Below are 17,954 nucleotides of genomic sequence, written 5' to 3'. Positions count from 1 at the left end.
TTTGAAACTATATAAAGGGTTCTTAAATAACAGAGCCCTTACCAGCCCCTCTACAACTCGATAACAACCTAACACATTAAGTTACAACTGTACCTTAAAACACTTCTTGTTCAAACATATTCTGTTGTAGAATAGCGTCTCGTCAGCGTAATTTTTGGTGGTAGCGTACGACTTCCCATCAGAAGTTATCTCCAGTGATTATGTAGTAATTAGCGCAGGTACAGCGTATTTGGTTTATAATTTAATAAATCAGTCACTTACACATTTTAATTTAGGCACTACGAACAGATATTCGTATGTGAGGCAGTGCAATGAAGTTTAGCATTCTTTCATGGGGCGCTTGGTCGCCACAGTATCAGCATAAAGCTGACTGGCAAGCATGGCCTGCTGCGATATCTGATATTGGAGCGATAACAACGGCTACGCCTAAATTGCCACAAGTTCCCGCAATGCAACGCCGCCGCCTCAGTAAGTTGACTAAAATCATCCTTGATTCGGTTTTTCAATGTGAGCCGCCCGCGCAATGCCGCAGTATTTTTGCCTCTCAACATGGAGAGATAAATCGTACCATCAATTTACTCAATGACATTGTTGATCAGTCTCCATTGTCGCCAACTGCTTTTAGCCAATCAGTACACAATACTGCCAGTGGTATCTATAGCATTTTGAGCCAAAACCAAAACGCATCCACCTCTATCGCAGCTGGAAGTAAAACGCTTCATCAGGCATTTATCGAAGCATATGCGTTGTTAGTCGATGCTCCAGAACCCTTGCTACTTTCATATGCTGATGACACTGTCCCAGATATCTACCAGCAGTTTGCCAGCGAGCCCGAGTGGCCAATTGCAGCCGCTTTTGTGGTTGCGCCGAGTAACGCTCAACATACTGCGCTTGCCCAAATCGATTTGAAACCAATACTGGCAGATGTAAACCCACTAACACTTGGAGACATACTGGCGAGTATTGCCCAGAAAAAAGCAACTTCAGGTAACTTCTCTGGCGCACATTGGAGCCTGAGTTTTGAGTAATCAACCTGCCCCAGCTCGACTAGCAGGCATCGCTTACCTGCCACGCTGGTTGGGTGGCACATTGTGCTATATCATTTTTGGCCTTGGCGGCCTACTCAGTTCACTAACGATTTTACCCATCCTCAGGTTTTGGCCAGGCACCACTACTCAGCGTATAGAGCGAGTGCAGTACGCAGTGCATATTATGTTTAAAGGCTTTGTCCATATGCTCACTTGGGCTGGTTTGATCAAAGTTAGCCACGGCAACCTACAACAGCTAAAAGATGCCAAAGGCATGATTGTTACCTCTAATCATCCGACATTAGTTGATGTTGTGGTGTTAATCAGTTTAATGCCCAATACCAGCTGCATTGTTAAACAAGGTATATGGCGCAATCCATTTATGCGCGGCGTGGTATCGAGTGCCGGTTACATCCCGAATCGTGGTGCTGATTTACTTTTGACGGACTGCAAAGAGGTATTAAACCGAGGCAACAACTTAATTATTTTCCCTGAGGGTACCCGCACAGTTATCGGCAAACGAGTCAATGATTTTGCCCGTGGTGCAGCTAACATCACCATCCGTACCCAAAGCGATCTACTACCATTACTACTTAAGACAAACTGTGTCGGCTTTAGTAAACAAGAGTCTTGGTATCAACTACCTCGACGTACAATCGGCATGCATATCGAAGTAGGCGAAAAACTGCCCTATCTACGTTATGATGCTACTGCGGGTGGCGATGCTAAAATGGCGCGCCAAATGACTCGTGATCTTGAAGAATATTATAAACAACAATTAGATAAATACTTATGAGCTTAGAAAACGAAATTAAACAATTGATCATCGACAGTCTTGATCTTGAAGATGTCACTATTGATGATATTGATGCCGATGCTGCGCTATTTGGCGAAGGATTGGGATTAGACTCTATTGATGCCCTTGAACTTGGTTTAGCCATCAAGAAGCAGTTCGATGTAAAAATTGAAGCAAATTCTGAAGCAACCAAATTGCATTTTTACAGCGTTGCTAGCTTAGCAAACTTTGTTAAGTCACAGCGAGTGTAGGAGATATTATGCAAACTCGTGAACAGATCCTAGAAGCACTGACTCACATCTTAGTTGATGAATTTGAAGTAGAAGCAGACGATATAACGTTAGAGGCATCACTCTATGAAGAACTCGATCTAGACAGTATTGATGCGGTCGATCTAGTGATCAAACTGCAACAGATGACAGGTAAAAAAATTAAGCCTGAAGAGTTCAAAGCAGTCCGTAGCGTCGGTGATGTCGTCACTGCGATTGAAGGTTTAGTTAAAGGCTAATGCGGCTATTTTTGCAAGTAGTGACCAGCTTGGTGGTTATTGGCTACCCACTAGCCGTCTACTTCGGTTTGCACTATTTGCCCGGCGGTACAATAGCACTGCTGCTATGTGCAGTATTACTACTGCGCTTAATGCTGCAAAAGCAGAAACTTAAAGCATTACGCCTACCGATATTTATTGGTATTGGCCTTACTGCAGGTAGCTTTTTCGCCAGGGAGCATGATCTTCTATTGTTCTATCCAGTGGTGATTAATCTCACCATGTTGGGGCTATTTAGCTACTCACTGCTTCGCGGTCCTAGCATGATCGAACAGTTAGCTAGACTAAAAGAGCCAGATCTGCCACAGACAGCTGTTGGCTATCTCAATAAAGTAACGCTGATTTGGTGTGGACTGTTTATTTTCAATGCTAGCGTGGCACTTTATACCGCGCTCTATACAGATTTAGCGACTTGGACACTCTATAACGGTTTAATCGCCTATTTGCTTATCGGTTTACTGCTCGCACTAGAGTGGTTATACAGAACATTGTGGTTAAAAAAGACATGACTCAATTACTTAAATCTTGGTTGTCTCAAGGGCCATCCGCACAGCAGTTGATCAGCTTCAACCATCACAATATTGTGACTGGTTCCGTATTCAGCAGCCAAGTGGCTCACTTACATCAGCAATTAGTCAGCTCAATAGAGAAACGCTGGCTACTTAATTGTGACAGCAGTGATATGTTTGCCGTAGGACTCTGTGCAGGTTTACTCGCTGGCAAACAGATTATCTTACCAGCCAATACTCAAGCTGGAACATTAAGTGAATTGACTCATGAGTTTGAAGGGGTGATTTCAGATCTACCTCTCTGTGAAGGCAAAGCTTTTCTGCGCCTAGATAAAGAGCTCAACCTGCCAACATCGGCCTGGCCTCAATTGGCACAATGGGGCGAACTGGTTCTATTTACCTCCGGTAGCAGCGGTAAGCCTAAGAGAATTGCCAAGTCACTTAGCCAGCTAGATGCTGAGGTCAGTGTGTTAGAGCATACCTTTGCCGAACACTTGCCTCACTGTAGTGTGATCTCCACGGTTTCACACCAACATATTTATGGTCTGTTATTTAAAATTCTTTGGCCTTTAGCTGCCAGTCGCCCATTTCTGAGCGACCTTGTCGAATACCCAGAAACCCTGAGCTATTATGCAAATCTGTTTCCGAATCTCTGCTTAATCAGCAGCCCTGCACAACTGTCTCGCCTACCGAATGCCCTAGATAACGAGCCGCAACTGCGTGCGCCGAGCTTAGTATTTAGCTCCGGCGGGCCGTTAAGCTTTGACGCCGCAATGGCAATTAAACATTGTTACGGTAAGTTACCCACAGAAGTATTTGGTAGCACTGAAACCGGAGGCGTTGGGTATAGACAACAACACTCTCCTTTAGAGCCTTGGCAAACATTTGCCAAAATAGAGATAAAGCAAGATAGCGACGACGGTGCGCTACAGCTTCGCTCTCCCTATTTAGAAGATGATAACTGGCTTAGATGTGAAGACAAAATTAGCATTGTTGCCGACAGTCAGTTTACGCTCGAAGGGCGACTAGACCGCATCATCAAAGTTGAGGAGAAGCGTTTATCGCTGGTGCAAATGGAATCTTTGCTAGAGAGTCATCCCTATGTCACCAAAGCTGCGTTATTGATGCTTGAGCAGCCTAGAACGCAGTTGGGAGCGGCAATTGAGCTTTCGCCCAAGGGTTTAGAGCAGCTTGCACTAAATGGAAAGTTAGCACTCAACAACTTGTTTAAACAGCATCTTTTGTCACAATTTGAACGCGTCACACTGCCAAGACGCTGGCGCTACCCCGAGCAACTACCACTGGATCAGCAGGGTAAACGCGTACATAGCTCCATGTTGGCTTTATTTGATATCGATAAGTTTAAAAGTAAATGATTAAATCATCACTACCAGCCATTATCAGTACCCAAACGGATACCGACTCCATCTGTTGGCGATTGAATATTGTCGCTGAGCTGGAGTACTTTAACGGCCATTTTCCCGAGCAACCGGTACTGCCAGGTGTCACTCAATTAGACTGGGCAATCAAACTCGGTTGCCTACACTTTGGCTACGATTGCAGTGTGGCAGTGCTTGAGGTACTCAAGTTTCAACAGTTAATGTTACCTGACACCCAAGTTGATTTAACCATCACTCACAACGCCGCAAAAGCCAAACTTATTTTTGCTTATAGCGATGGTGAAAAGCGTTTTGCGTCAGGACGAATAGCACTCAATAAAACAGAACAAACCACTCTCCAAGCTGCGGAAGAGGTAAACGATTAATGCGTATTGCCTTGGTCATTCCCAATTACAATCACCGAGCAGCCATTGCTGAAACGCTTGCCAAACTGGATGGACTTGCTCTGCCTTGTTACTTAGTCAATGACGGCAGCGATGATGAAACTCGTTTTTTGCTTATTGAGCTGGCAAATAAATACCCTTGGGTAACACTACTGCATCACCCTTTTAATCGTGGTAAAGGCGCGGCGGTAATGACCGGATTACGCACCGCCTACCAAGATGGCTTTAGTCATGCGTTGCAAGTCGATGCCGATGGCCAACATAACCTAGATGATATTCCAGCAATGCTTGCGCGGGCAGAGTCTGAACCAGAGGCTTTGATTTCAGGCTTGCCACAATATGATGACTCAGTGCCTAAAGGGCGCTTGTATGGCCGCTACCTCACCCACTTTTGGGTTTGGATAGAAACGCTTAGCTTTGATATTCAAGACTCTATGTGTGGTTTTAGAGTTTACCCCTTAGCAGCAACAGAAAAGCTATTTTTAAGCCATGCCCTTGGCGAGCGAATGGATTTCGATATCGAAGTCTTAGTACGCCTATATTGGCAGGGCGTACCCGTGGTGCATATTCCAACCCGAGTGATCTACCCTGAAGATGGGGTTAGTCACTTTCAAGGTTTTAAAGATAATGTGCGTATATCACTCATGCACAGCCGATTGTTTTTTGGCATGTTGTTTCGTCAACCTAAACGGTTATGGCAAAAGCTGAGCCTGCGTAATCAAGATAAACACTGGTCAAGTATGCAAGAGCGCGGCAACTATTGGGGCATTAAACTCATAGCCGATAGCTATCGTTACGGCGGCCACTGGTTATGCCGTGCCATTATGTATCCTGTTATTTGCTACTTTTTTGTCACTGGTACAACCGCTAGAGCGGCATCAAAACAATTCTTAGCTCAAGTGAAAGCAACTCAACCTAACCATCCGCAGCTGAGTGAAAAACTTAGCTGGCGAGATAGCCTGAAACACTTTTTTTCCTTCGGGAATGCTGCGCTAGATCGTATTGATGCTTGGTGCGATCGCATCAAACTCGCTGAAGTTGACTTTCCCAATAGGCAGCTGCTTACAGACCAACTAGATACAGGAAAAGGCGCAGTTTTACTGGTCTCACACTTAGGTAATCTTGAGCTTTGTCGTGCGATATCGATCCACCAGCGTAAAGTAAAAGTTAACGTCATGGTGCTAACCGATAACGCTGAAAATTTTAACCGCGTGCTCAAACAGCTCAATCCTGATAGCGCACTCAACCTCATCCAAGTGACTGAACTAGGCCCAAGCACCTCTATCTTATTACAGCAAAAAATAGATGAGGGAGAGTTGGTGGTGATTGCTGGTGATAGAACCTCATCACAAACTGCAGGACGGGTTATTTACGCACCGTTTTTAGGTAAGGAAGCCCCCTTTCCCCAAGGGCCTTTTATTCTTGCCGGTTTATTAGATTGCCCAGTATTCACCCTATTTTGCTTACGTGAGCAAGGGCGCTATCACGTGCATGTAAGCCACTTTGCAAATACCTTAAAAGGCCCGCGTGCAGGCCGTGCCGAGCGATTGGAAAATGCAGTACTCGATTTTAGCCAGCGCTTAGAATATTTTGCGCTGCGCCAGCCACTACAGTGGTTTAATTTTTATGATTTTTGGCACAAAGATGAAGATATCCAACGCGCCAATGTTCAAAGCAGTAAAGGACAACAACAAAAATGACACAGGCAAGCCCCCTAAATACCAACAAGCAATCCGTAGAGTTTGGTTATCGCAATCTGTCTCTTGAAGACGTTGTAGCGATTGCAAAAGGTGCTACTGCAACATTAAACCAGACTGACGAGTATCGAGCCTATATCCAAAAAGGTGCCTGGTTTATCGATAGTTTGCTAAAAGAGGAAGGCGTAGTCTATGGCGTAACCACAGGCTATGGCGACTCGTGCACTGTTACGGTTGGTCTCGATTTAGTCCATGAACTGCCGCTGCATTTAACCCGCTTTCATGGTTGTGGTATGGGCGATATTTTGTCTATCCCGCAAGCGAGAGCGGTAATGGCCTGCCGCTTAAGCTCACTCGCAGTCGGTAAATCTGGCGTCAGCTATGAGCTACTCGAGCGCATAGAAACACTGCTTAATCTTAATATTACTCCAGTCATCCCAGAGGAAGGCTCTGTCGGCGCCAGTGGTGACTTAACCCCACTGTCTTACCTCGCTGCAGTGCTAGTTGGCGAGCGTGATGTGATGTATCAAGGTGAACGTCGCCCAACCAGCGAAGTTTATCAACAGCTAGGTATTACACCGCTGACACTGCGTCCTAAAGAGGGATTAGCACTAATGAATGGCACAGCAGTGATGACCGCATTAGCCTGCTTAGCCTACGACCGAGCCCAATATATGGCACGTCTTTCAAGCCGTATTACTGCGATGGCATCATTAGTGTTAAAAGGGAATTCAAACCATTTTGATGACATCCTGTTTGCCGCCAAACCGCATCCAGGGCAAAACCAGATCGCGACTTGGATCCGTGAAGATCTCAATCATCACACTCATCCGCGTAATTCAGACAGGTTGCAAGACAGGTACTCAATCCGCTGCGCGCCGCACGTGATTGGCGTACTGCAAGATGCGCTGCCGTTTATGCGCCAGTTTATTGAAACTGAGCTAAATAGCGCTAACGACAACCCTATTGTCGATGCGGAAGGCGAACATATCCTGCATGGCGGGCATTTCTACGGCGGCCATATCGCCTTCGCCATGGATTCAATGAAAAACGCGGTGGCAAATATCGCAGATCTTATCGATCGCCAGATGGCTTTAGTGATGGATCAAAAGTTTAATAATGGCCTACCAGCTAACTTGTCAGGTGCCATGGGGAAACGTAAAGCGATTAACCACGGCTTTAAAGCTGTGCAAATTGGCGTGTCTGCTTGGACTGCTGAAGCGCTAAAAAACACTATGCCTGCTAGCGTGTTTTCACGCTCGACTGAGTGCCATAACCAAGACAAAGTCAGCATGGGGACTATTTCAGCCCGTGACTGCATTCGAGTATTACAACTGACCGAGCAAGTGGCTGCCGCCGCGCTGCTTGCCATGTCGCAGGGCATTCGTTTGCGCATAGCACAGCAAGAACTCGTGCCAAGCTCTATTACCCCCTCACTAGGCAAGACGCTAGCGCAGGTTGAAGAAGACTTTGAACTGCTTACCGAAGACCGACCGCTTGAGCAAACACTGCGCTCAACTGTTGATAAAATCCAATCGGGTTATTGGGAAGTATGCTAGTGCATAGCAGCGCTAAGCGGAGAGCTGTGAACTGATGAAAGGCATAATAAGCACCGAGATCGAAGTTGTTATTCCATTCCATGATGTCGATTCAATGGGTATCACTTGGCATGGCAACTATTTACGCTATTTTGAGGTTGCTCGCTGCCAGTTACTCGATAAGATCGATTATGGCTACCGCGCAATGCAGGATTCTGGCTATAGCTGGCCCATTGTTGATCTGCAGATAAAATATGTGCAATCGAGTACTTTCGATCAAAAAGTGATTATCAAAGCAGCCATTGTTGAGTGGGAGAACCGTCTAAAAATCAACTACCAAGTGCTGGATGCCGCAACTAAAAAGCGTATAACCAAGGGCTATACCATCCAAGCAGCTGTTGATATGCAAACTCAAGAGCTGTGCTTTGTGACCCCTGATATATTTCAACATAAAATCGCAGCGCTAATTACGGATGTCGAGTCATCAAACCCAGCAACAGGATCAACTAAGGGCATAAGCCGATGAGATTGATGCTGCTGAAAAGAACGTGTCAGCAACTCATATTGCTAACCACTTTACTACTGGTCAGTAGCGTAAGCTTTGGCGCCGTTAGCCAAACGGATTTTACCGCTTTGTTTAGCCAACAGGCATCAAGTGCTGAGCTTGAGCAACTGACGCAGCAACTATCACCTAGCCCGCAAGCAAAGGGACTGTTTACTCAATATCGCTACTTAAAAGTGCTCAAAAAACCATTGCAGAGTCACGGTAACTTTGTCTTTTCTAAGCAGCTTGGCATCGTTTGGCAGCAACAATCTCCTTTTAGTAGCACTTTGATTTTACAAGCAGGCAAGCTGACCCAAATTGACAGCCAAGGGCAAATACAGGTAACCGCCCAGCAACCTGCTAGCGCAAGCCAGTTATCACAGCTTATGCCAACCTTACTCAATGCACTGCTTAGCGGCGATCTGCACACGCTGCAACAGCATTTCAAGCTCAGCATCCATAGTGCCACCAGCAGCAATCCACAATGGCAACTAGGGCTTACCCCTATTGACCCTATGGTGCAAAAGGCCATGCCTCGACTCGTATTGACCGGTGAACAGAAAATTCAAACCTTGACCCTATTTAGTGACAATCAAGACCGCAGCCGTATTGAGTTTTCCAAGCTTGTGGAGCAGCCATTAACTGCGCAAGACAAGGCACGCTTCTCGCCCGCTGTTTCTGATAACCTCAGAGAGACTCAATGAGCGCCAAACTTCAGCGTGTCGCACTTGGCTTTCTATCTGGAATAAGCCCAAATAAAAAGCTAACGTTATGGTTAATACTAGTCATGAGCACGCTAATTCTCGGTGGCGCTCAATGGCAATCTGGTGCAAAAATTCAAACCGATATATTAGCAATGCTGCCCAAAGTGAGCGAAAGCCCACTGACACAGCGGTCAATGGCCGCGGTTGAACAGCAACTTGCTAACAGGCTCTATATCGGGGTTATTGCCGCAGATAAAAATCAAGCAGTTAATGGTGCATCACTGTTAATGCAGCAGTTGAAAACACACAGTGCAACAGAGTTTACCGATGTTGCAAGCGCAGATATATCGCAAGCGCAGGCTTTAAATGCTTTTTATTTTCCCTATCGCTTTAACCTACTCACCAATAGCCAACAGCAACAGCTCAGTCAACAACAATGGCCGCAGCTCACTCAAGCCAGTCTACACAAACTCTATAGTGCATTTGGCTATGCCAATAGTGGCCTCATTAGCCAAGACCCGCTGCTGCTCTACCCTGATAACTTGTTAGCACTTGCTCCTAAGCAATCACTGTCGGTACAAAATGGCATATTGCTAAGCGAATATCCGCAAGACAGCGGCAACACAGCCTCTAAATACATCGCTATTGTGATGGCCAAAGGGCTGCAAAGCGCCTTTAGCCCCAATGCTCAACAACAGCAATTAGCGGCATTAAATCAAGCCATGAGCGCTGTCACCGATGATAATTCAGAGATAAGTTTCATCAAGGCTGGTGCGCTATTTCATGCTGCAGCGGCCACAGACAATGCCAAGCAAGAGATATCGACTATTGGGCTTATTTCGCTTGTCGGTGTTATCGCATTAGTGTGGTTAGCTTTTCGCTCTGTGATGCCATTGACCATAGCCGTCATTACCTTAAGTAGCAGTCTACTGTTTGCCATAGTGCTAACTCTATTGGTGTTTGGCGAACTGCATCTACTGACCTTGGTATTTGGTACAAGTTTGATTGGTATCGCCATCGACTACTGCTTTCATTTTTATTGCGAACGTCTCAATAACCCAAGCCTCAATGCTAACCAAACCTCATTAGCTATTTTGCCTGCTATATCACTGGCGTTAATCACCAGTATTGTCGCCTATGGTTCTTTAGGGTTAGCGCCCTTCCCTGGTATGCAACAAGTCGCAATTTTCTGCGCTGCGGGGCTGCTTGGCGCATACTTAACGTTGGTGTTTGCTTACCCTAAATTAGCCAGCGCAAAACTTAAAGATAGCCAGCATCTTCTCGATTTAGCTGATCGCTACCAAGGCTTTATGCTTAAGCGTGTTATGCCATTGTCTCCGTTTTCAAGGGCCGTATGGCTGCTGATAGGCGTGACGTTTACAGCAATTGGATTAAGTCAGCTTCATAGTGACGATGATATTCGGCAGTTACAACACACTCCGGCAGCCATTCAGCAGCAAGAAGACAGCCTGCGCACAGTGCTAAGTGGCGGCACAGATAATCAGTTTTTACTGGTTCATGCTAACAGTGAAGAAGCACTTAAAATACAGCTTGAGCAACTCGAACCAACCCTTGAGTCGGCAACTGAGCAGCAGTTGATAGCAAACCATTTCAGTTTAAGTCGCTTTCTTCCGAGTGAGAAAACCCAAGCGAGCAACTATCAGCTGCAGCAACAGATCTATGTTGATAACCTCACTGAGATCTTAGCCAGATTAGGGATTGAACAGAACATAGCTCAACCACTTGTGGATGAGTACCGTGCTGCAAACGGTCGTTATATCGACGCAAATGCATTTATAAACTCAGCGGCTGGCCAGCAGTTAGCTCCATTGTGGCTTATGCCTGAGCAAGGCTCAGATTACGGCGCGATTGTCATGCTTGGTGGTATTAAGCAACTTGATAAACTCTCAGCCTTGTTTAGCAACAACCCTAATGTACAGTTAGTTGATAAAGTCGGTGAGATCTCAAAGTTGATGAGCCACTACCGGCAACTCACCTTAGCATTACTGGTTATCGCGCTGGTTGCAGCACTGGCTATTTTCACATTTAGATTCGGCATTAAGTTAGCTACTATTGTCGTTTGCGTGCCTGCATTTTCAGCTTTATTAACCCTATCTGCTTTAGGTTTGCTACAGGCGCCACTGACGCTATTTCATGCTTTAGCGTTGATCTTAGTGTTTGGGATCGGTATCGACTACAGTCTATTTTTTGCAGAGGCCAAGCAACAGACTCGCGGAGTCATGATGGCGGTGCTTATGTCTGCCACCTCTACTCTACTTGCTTTTGGTTTGCTCGCCTTTAGCCAAACACCTGCCATTAGCGCGTTTGGTTTAACGCTACTAATTGGTATTAGCTTTACCTTTTTACTCTCTCCATTTATTCAGATTTTCACAAGGAAAACAGCCGAATGCTAAGCACTCACGCACATCAAAACACTCCGCGTGTTGAAGAGGTCGATGTCGCCATTATAGGTGCAGGGCCATCAGGTAGTATTGTAGCAAGCTTGCTGCATGCTCAAGGAAAACGTGTACTTGTGCTGGAGAAGCAACATTTCCCACGCTTTTCTATTGGTGAGAGTTTGTTACCTTGCTGCATGCAGGTAATAGCTGAAGCCAATATGCTCGATGCGGTTAACCGAGCGGGTTTTCAATATAAAGATGGCGCCGCATTTAGATGTGCAGACCAATACACCACCTTTAATTTTGAAGACAAATTTAGCCAGGGCCCGGGCACGACCTTTCAAGTTGAGCGGGCAAAGTTCGATAAACTTCTGGCTGATGAGGCTACCAAGCAAGGCGTTGAGATCCGTTACGGGCAATCAGTAGAGTCGGTAGATTTAGCCAACGAGCCACAGCTAACCGTTAGCAGTGATACGGGCGAAAGCTACCGTGTTAATGCCAAGTTTATTCTTGATGCCAGTGGCTTTGGTCGCGTATTACCGCGATTACTTGAATTAGAAAAGCCATCAAGCTTGCCAACACGTACAGCGGTGTTTAATCATATTCAAGACAATATTACTTGTAGCGATTTTGACCGTAACAAGATCCTTATTAGCGTTCACCCACAGAACCAAGATATTTGGTATTGGCTTATTCCGTTTAGCGATGGCCGCTGCTCTGTTGGCGTAGTGGCAGAACCTCACCAACTTGGGGATCTAACCGCGAATCTAGACGATGTATTGCTTGAGATGATCTCCCAAGAGCCTGGACTAAAGCGCTTATTAGCCAATGCTGAATTGATTAATGATAGCGGCATATTAAAAGGCTATTCCGCTAACGTCACCACCTTAGCGACTGACAAATTTGCACTACTTGGTAATGCTGGCGAGTTCCTTGACCCTGTATTTTCATCTGGGGTCACCATTGCGATGCAGTCTGCATCTCTAGCGGCAAAAGCGCTGGTTAAGCAACTCGATGGCGAAAGTATTAATTGGCAAACTGAATATGCAGAGCCATTGATGCAAGGGGTCGATACCTTTAGAACTTATGTTGAAGCATGGTATGACTGCCGCTTTCAAGAGGCTATCTTCTATCAAAACCCTGATGTCACCATTAAGCAGATGATCTGCTCAATACTTGCTGGTTATGCATGGGATCAGAAAAACCCCTTCGTTAGCGAGTCTAAAAGACGTCTAAATATGGTTGTAGAGCTATGCCGCAGTTAGGGTATCGATTAAAAACACTGGCCATTGTTGGGTTACTACTATTAACAGCCTGTAACCAAACACTGCAAAGACAGACCTGCGTTGAGCTTCCAAGCGATGTGAGTTATTGCCTCGCGCCGATTGCTGGGAGCGGCCAGAACCCACAAACAGCAGTGACCGAGCGCAGCCTGACACAAAAAGCCACCATTAAAACTCAGTCAAGCCAGCATGAACTATTAACTCAACTTGAGCTTACTGCGCAGCAGTTAACTTTAGTTGGTTTAGCGCCTTTAGGGCAGCCGCTATTCACGCTCACTTATGATGGTCATCAGCTCATTAGCGAGCAAAGTGCACTGCTCGGATCGCAATTTAAAGCAGAGTACCTACTAGCCATTATGCAGCTAATCTATTGGGATGAAGGCAGCATTAATCAACATCTACAAAATGGTTATATACAAGGCTATAATTGCGATGCAGGCTATTGCCGACAACTCTACCCAGGCACACAACTCCCTGGTGGTAACGATGAGCCGATCGTCACTATTCGTTATAGCCAGCGGGACCTTTGGTCAGCGAACGTTAAACTCAATATAGATGCAGCGAACTTTAAGCTCATCATCAACCCGTTATAAACCTGTTATGGTGATTTAAGTGAACTCAAAGACTGCAATAGCAATAACTCAAATAGGTTTATGCACTCCTTTAGGCGACAGCCCGACTACCGTGCTCAATAACCTAATTAATGCCAACATTGACGGTATGAAGTGGCGCGATGACTTGATGCTTGAACGTGCTGCGCTTGTGGGTGAGGTCAGTACCTTATTGCATCCGTTAGCCATTGAATGGCAGCGCTTTGATACCCGCAATAACCAAATAGCCTTAGTCGCAGCTAAACAGATTGAACCGCAAGTCTTAGCAGCAAAAGAGCAATATGGCGCAGATAGAGTGGCGGTTATCATCGGCACCAGCACCTCAGGTATTGCCACAGGCGAGCAAGCTTTAGCCCAACACAGTCAGCATGGCGAATTCCCGACAGGATACGATTATGCCCAGCAAGAGCTAGGCGACACGAGCCAATTTTTACAGCATTACTTTGGCCTCAGCGGCCCTTGCCTGACCGTCTCAACAGCCTGCTCTTCAAGTGCCAAAGCTTTTGCTAGCGCGCGCAGGATGCTTAATGCCGACCTTTGCGATATCGCTATTGTTGGTGGTGTCGACTCCCTGTGCCAATTAACCCTCAATGGCTTTAACTCGCTTGAGTCTATATCTAATGGGCACTGCCAACCTTTTAGTGTCAATCGGGATGGTATCAATATTGGTGAAGGTGCTGCGCTATTCCTGTTAGCACGAGCATCCGAGCAGGATAAAATACTGTTAACTGGAGTCGGTGAATCAAGCGATGCCTACCATATCTCGGCGCCACATCCTGATGGTATAGGCGCCATTGCCGCTATGCAATCAGCGCTAAAAATGGCGCAGTTAGCGCCGGAGCAAATTAGTTACTTAAACTTGCACGGCACTGCGACACCTAAAAACGATGCAATGGAAAGCCGTGCCGTTAACACGGTATTTAATCATCATCCACCAGCATGCAGTTCGACTAAGCCCTTAGTCGGCCATACCTTAGGAGCAGCTGGTGCGATTGAAGCCGCGTTTTGTTATCTATTACTTAGCGAGCTAAATACTGGTAACCGGTTACCCCCTCAAGTGTGGGATGCAGAGCAAGATCCCGATAACCCAATATTACCCTTGGTAGAACGAGGGGACTGCGCACCACAGCAACATATTATGAGTAACTCTTTTGCCTTTGGTGGCAGCAATGCCAGCTTAATTATCAGTAAAAGAACAGCGATCATTAACCGAGTAGATGCAGATGTTTGATTTAACTACACTTGCCAGCCAAGACGTTGAGCAATTCATCCCCCACCGGCAGCCAATGGTGCTGATCAGTAATTTACTTGAGTATGAAACTGATAGCTTACTCACTCAAACCGTTATCAACAGCGCTAGTGCCTATTTTGATGCAAGCCTGGCCGGTGTGCCTAACTATGTTGGCATTGAATATATGGCGCAAAGTATTGCTGCCTTAGCGGGGGTAGAGGCACGGCTAAGAGACGATATTATTAGAGTGGGTTTCCTGCTGGGCACCCGCAAGCTTAAGATGCATATCCCCCACTTTAAAGACGGTGAGATCTATCAAACCCATGTCACTCGACTGTATCAAGAGGATTCAGGTCTAGCGGTATTTGATTGTAAGATAATGCATAATAAACAATTGGTTGCTGAGGCTAACGTTAATGTATTTCAGCCACAAGATACCCAAGCCTATATTGCTGAAGCCACTGACTAACAATAAAAATAACATCATAGACAACAGCATTATCCCATTAAGCAAATCTAAGGGGCTGTTAGGGAGAAAAGATGACTAAAAGAATACTCATTACTGGTTCTAGCCGCGGTATTGGCAAAGCCGTTGCGTTAAAACTGGCAGAGTCAGGGTTTGATATCGCCATGCATTACTTTCAAAACACCACGGCTGCGAAAGAGACTCAGCAAGCACTAGAACAACATGGCGTGAATGTCTCTTGCCTTAAATTTGATATTGCCGATCGCCCAGCAGTCAAACGGGCTATCGAACAAGATATTGAACAGCATGGTGCCTATTACGGCGTTGTCTTAAATGCTGGCATAAACTGCGATACCGCCTTCCCCGCCATGACTGAGTCAGAATGGGACAGCGTAGTGCATACCAATCTTGATGGCTTTTATAATGTTATCCACCCAACAGTGATGCCGATGGTACAAGCAAGACAAGGCGGGCGTATTGTCACCATGGCTTCAGTATCGGGTATTGCTGGTAATCGCGGCCAAGTTAACTATAGCGCTTCAAAAGCAGGCATTATTGGTGCCACTAAAGCGCTGTCACTCGAGCTGGCTAAACGTAAAATTACCGTTAACTGCATTGCCCCTGGACTCATCGAGACCGATATGGTGTCAGATATTCCAAAAGATATGGTTAACACGATTGTACCGATGCGACGTATGGGGAAAGCCTCTGAAATCGCAGGACTGGCTAACTTCTTGATGTCAGAAGATGCAGCTTATATCACACGCCAAGTGATTTCGGTCAATGGAGGCATGATATGAGCCACCTGCCACGCAGAGTTGTGATTACAGGCATAGGCGGAATAACCGCTCTAGGCCACGACTGGCAAACCATTGCTGCGAATCTAAAAGCGCAGAAAAACTGCGTCGTTAGGCTTGATGAATGGGATAAATTTGATGGCCTAAATACCCGCTTAGCCGCTCCAGTTACCGACTTTCAGCAGCCAGCGCACTATTCACGTAAAAAAATTCGCTCCATGGGACGGGTATCCATCATGGCAACCCGCGCCAGTGAACTCGCGCTAATTGATGCCAACCTGCTGGACGATCCTGTGGTCACTTCCGGTGCGATGGGAATAGCCTACGGCTCATCTACTGGCAGTACCGATCCTATCATCGCTTTTGGTGATATGTTGAAAAATGGCGATATGTCTGGCGTCACTGCCACCAGCTACATACGTATGATGGCGCATACTACCGCTGTGAATGTTGGAGTATTTTTTGGCTTAAAAGGCCGAGTACATACCACTAGCAGCGCGTGTACCTCTGGCAGTCAAGGCATTGGTTACTCCTACGAAGCGATCAAATACGGCCAGCAAGATCTGATGCTAGCCGGTGGCGGCGAAGAGCTGTGTCCAACAGAGGCAGTGGTGTTCGATACCCTGTTTGCCACCAGTACCTTAAATGATGCCCCAGAGGCAACACCGAAACCTTTTGATAAACAGCGTGACGGATTAGTGATTGGAGAAGGCGCTTGCACCTTAGTGCTGGAAGAGCTTGAACATGCACAGGCCCGCGGCGCAAAAATCTACGCAGAAATTGTCGGTTTTGGTACCAACTCTGATGGCTTACATGTTACTCAGCCAAATGCTGATACCATGGAAAAAGCCATTAGATTGGCTCTCAAAGATGCTGATCTCGACGCCAATAAGATTGGCTATGTCAACGCACATGGTACAGCCACAGATCGCGGGGATATTGCTGAAACGCAGGCAACCCATGCCGTTTTTGGTGGCTCACAACCAATATCATCGCTAAAAAGCTACACCGGGCATACCTTAGGTGCTTGCGGGGCGCTTGAAGCTTGGGCTAGCGTCGAGATGATGAATCAAGGTTGGTTTGCGCCAACATTAAATCTGAGCGAAATTGACCCAGAATGTGGTCAGCTCGACTATATCAAAGATGATATTAGGCAGATTGAAACGGATTATGTCATGAGTAACAATTTTGCCTTCGGCGGCATCAACACCTCTCTCATCTTTAAAAAGTGGTCAAGTTAACGCTCAGACTGCGCCTCTTGTTAGGGCCTTTTTTCTCAAAAATATCAATTAGAAAAATCTTATTGAAGTAAATCTAATAATAAGTTTTAATAGAGTCACTATTATTACAATCACAACGAGAGAAAACCTATGTCTGAAGTAACACTGTCGAAACTGTCTCATTGTGAGCCCGGTGATAAATGTTGGCAACTGATTGAGCAAGGCGCCATTGTGATTGATGTGCGCAGTCCACAAGAGTTTGCTGGCGGTCACCTACCACAAGCGGTTAATGTTCCGTTAGATACTTTAGCCACTTGGGTTGCCCGTGTTAGCAATCCTCAGCAGATATTTTTACTCTATTGCGGCGCAGGGATCAGAGCACAAAAGGGCTGCGATATTCTATCGGCAAGTGGCCTTCCAAGCGTAGTTAATGCTGGTGCTCTTAACGATCTTCTCGCCTGTGAACCACGGCGTTAATGAGTTAGCCAAATCTGATGCCGCAAACTTTGCGGCTTCATCGCTAGCTAGACAAAATGATTTAAACTCTCCTTTTCGACCTGCAGCAAACCCTCTTTTCAGCAAAAAAATCATAATTTTTTTCACCTTCATAAACATAAACATACTCGATAAATCAACGTGAACTGGTAATGATAGGTAGGCTAAATGTAACCAAATTGTGATCGTTATTTTTTCAAACGCCGTATAGCGAAATGAACCCCAACCTAACAAGGGAAATGCTATGCAACGCTTATATCTTAGTGCATTAATAATCTCAGCACTTACTCTAATACCAATTGCATT

Annotated in this window: 19 protein-coding genes; all 19 read left to right on the top strand. The window is 45.9% G+C overall.

Annotated features, from left to right (window positions below):
- Positions 1–311 precede the first annotated feature (311 nt).
- The 19 genes from AB4238_RS12855 to AB4238_RS12765 all read left to right on the top strand — a co-directional run bounded on the left by AB4238_RS12855 (position 312) and on the right by AB4238_RS12765 (position 17,630).
- Positions 312–1,028 (top strand): beta-ketoacyl synthase chain length factor, encoded by a 717-nt coding sequence (locus tag AB4238_RS12855; RefSeq protein ID WP_372033791.1) that lies wholly within the window; start codon positions 312–314, stop codon positions 1,026–1,028.
- The gene (locus AB4238_RS12850) at positions 1,021–1,824 is read left to right on the top strand and encodes a lysophospholipid acyltransferase family protein (protein ID WP_372033790.1); all 804 of its coding nucleotides are present in this window, start codon (positions 1,021–1,023) and stop codon (positions 1,822–1,824) included. The genes AB4238_RS12855 and AB4238_RS12850 overlap by 8 nt, the downstream gene beginning before the upstream one ends.
- Positions 1,821–2,075: a phosphopantetheine-binding protein gene (locus AB4238_RS12845; RefSeq protein ID WP_220738057.1), complete on the top strand. Its 255-nt coding sequence runs from the start codon at positions 1,821–1,823 to the stop codon at positions 2,073–2,075. Before AB4238_RS12850 ends, AB4238_RS12845 begins: the two co-directional genes overlap by 4 nt.
- A gap of 8 nt (positions 2,076–2,083) precedes the next feature.
- Positions 2,084–2,332, top strand: coding sequence for an acyl carrier protein (locus AB4238_RS12840; protein ID WP_020910524.1), 249 nt, complete (start codon positions 2,084–2,086; stop codon positions 2,330–2,332).
- The gene (locus AB4238_RS12835) at positions 2,332–2,880 is read left to right on the top strand and encodes a hypothetical protein (protein WP_220738058.1); all 549 of its coding nucleotides are present in this window, start codon (positions 2,332–2,334) and stop codon (positions 2,878–2,880) included. Before AB4238_RS12840 ends, AB4238_RS12835 begins: the two co-directional genes overlap by 1 nt.
- Entirely contained in the window at positions 2,877–4,256 is a 1,380-nt protein-coding gene (locus AB4238_RS12830; protein WP_372033789.1) for an AMP-binding protein, read from the top strand. The genes AB4238_RS12835 and AB4238_RS12830 overlap by 4 nt, the downstream gene beginning before the upstream one ends.
- Positions 4,253–4,645 carry a thioester dehydrase gene (locus tag AB4238_RS12825; RefSeq protein WP_372033788.1) on the top strand — a complete coding sequence of 131 codons (393 nt, stop codon included), beginning with the start codon at positions 4,253–4,255 and terminating at the stop codon, positions 4,643–4,645. The genes AB4238_RS12830 and AB4238_RS12825 overlap by 4 nt, the downstream gene beginning before the upstream one ends.
- Positions 4,645–6,363, top strand: a complete 1,719-nt coding sequence (locus AB4238_RS12820) for a glycosyltransferase (RefSeq protein ID WP_372033787.1) — start codon at positions 4,645–4,647, stop codon at positions 6,361–6,363. The genes AB4238_RS12825 and AB4238_RS12820 overlap by 1 nt, the downstream gene beginning before the upstream one ends.
- Positions 6,360–7,919, top strand: coding sequence for a histidine ammonia-lyase (hutH, locus tag AB4238_RS12815; RefSeq protein WP_372033786.1), 1,560 nt, complete (start codon positions 6,360–6,362; stop codon positions 7,917–7,919). Before AB4238_RS12820 ends, hutH begins: the two co-directional genes overlap by 4 nt.
- A gap of 34 nt (positions 7,920–7,953) precedes the next feature.
- Positions 7,954–8,424 (top strand): acyl-CoA thioesterase, encoded by a 471-nt coding sequence (locus tag AB4238_RS12810; protein ID WP_372033785.1) that lies wholly within the window; start codon positions 7,954–7,956, stop codon positions 8,422–8,424.
- A complete protein-coding gene (locus AB4238_RS12805) occupies positions 8,421–9,146 on the top strand; it encodes an outer membrane lipoprotein carrier protein LolA (RefSeq protein ID WP_372033784.1) in 726 nt (241 codons plus the stop codon). Before AB4238_RS12810 ends, AB4238_RS12805 begins: the two co-directional genes overlap by 4 nt.
- Entirely contained in the window at positions 9,143–11,560 is a 2,418-nt protein-coding gene (locus AB4238_RS12800) for an MMPL family transporter (RefSeq protein ID WP_372033783.1), read from the top strand. Before AB4238_RS12805 ends, AB4238_RS12800 begins: the two co-directional genes overlap by 4 nt.
- Entirely contained in the window at positions 11,554–12,810 is a 1,257-nt protein-coding gene (locus AB4238_RS12795) for an NAD(P)/FAD-dependent oxidoreductase (protein ID WP_372033782.1), read from the top strand. The genes AB4238_RS12800 and AB4238_RS12795 overlap by 7 nt, the downstream gene beginning before the upstream one ends.
- Positions 12,798–13,421, top strand: a complete 624-nt coding sequence (locus AB4238_RS12790) for a DUF3261 domain-containing protein (protein ID WP_372033781.1) — start codon at positions 12,798–12,800, stop codon at positions 13,419–13,421. The genes AB4238_RS12795 and AB4238_RS12790 overlap by 13 nt, the downstream gene beginning before the upstream one ends.
- A 19-nt stretch (positions 13,422–13,440) precedes the next feature.
- A complete protein-coding gene (locus AB4238_RS12785) occupies positions 13,441–14,670 on the top strand; it encodes a beta-ketoacyl-[acyl-carrier-protein] synthase family protein (RefSeq protein WP_372033780.1) in 1,230 nt (409 codons plus the stop codon).
- Positions 14,663–15,139, top strand: a complete 477-nt coding sequence (locus AB4238_RS12780; RefSeq protein WP_372033779.1) for a thioester dehydrase — start codon at positions 14,663–14,665, stop codon at positions 15,137–15,139. The genes AB4238_RS12785 and AB4238_RS12780 overlap by 8 nt, the downstream gene beginning before the upstream one ends.
- A 71-nt stretch (positions 15,140–15,210) precedes the next feature.
- Positions 15,211–15,936 (top strand): 3-ketoacyl-ACP reductase FabG2, encoded by a 726-nt coding sequence (locus AB4238_RS12775; protein ID WP_372033778.1) that lies wholly within the window; start codon positions 15,211–15,213, stop codon positions 15,934–15,936.
- Positions 15,933–17,174, top strand: a complete 1,242-nt coding sequence (locus tag AB4238_RS12770; protein ID WP_372033777.1) for a beta-ketoacyl-ACP synthase — start codon at positions 15,933–15,935, stop codon at positions 17,172–17,174. Before AB4238_RS12775 ends, AB4238_RS12770 begins: the two co-directional genes overlap by 4 nt.
- A 129-nt stretch (positions 17,175–17,303) precedes the next feature.
- Positions 17,304–17,630: a rhodanese-like domain-containing protein gene (locus AB4238_RS12765; protein WP_372033776.1), complete on the top strand. Its 327-nt coding sequence runs from the start codon at positions 17,304–17,306 to the stop codon at positions 17,628–17,630.
- Positions 17,631–17,954: the final 324 nt, after the last annotated feature.

Origin of the sequence: Shewanella sp. 10N.286.45.A1, assembly GCF_041470405.1 — a bacterium.
GTDB lineage: Bacteria > Pseudomonadota > Gammaproteobacteria > Enterobacterales > Shewanellaceae > Shewanella.
Note: the sequence above shows the minus strand (reverse complement) of the source record. Positions and strands in the feature narration are given on the sequence as shown.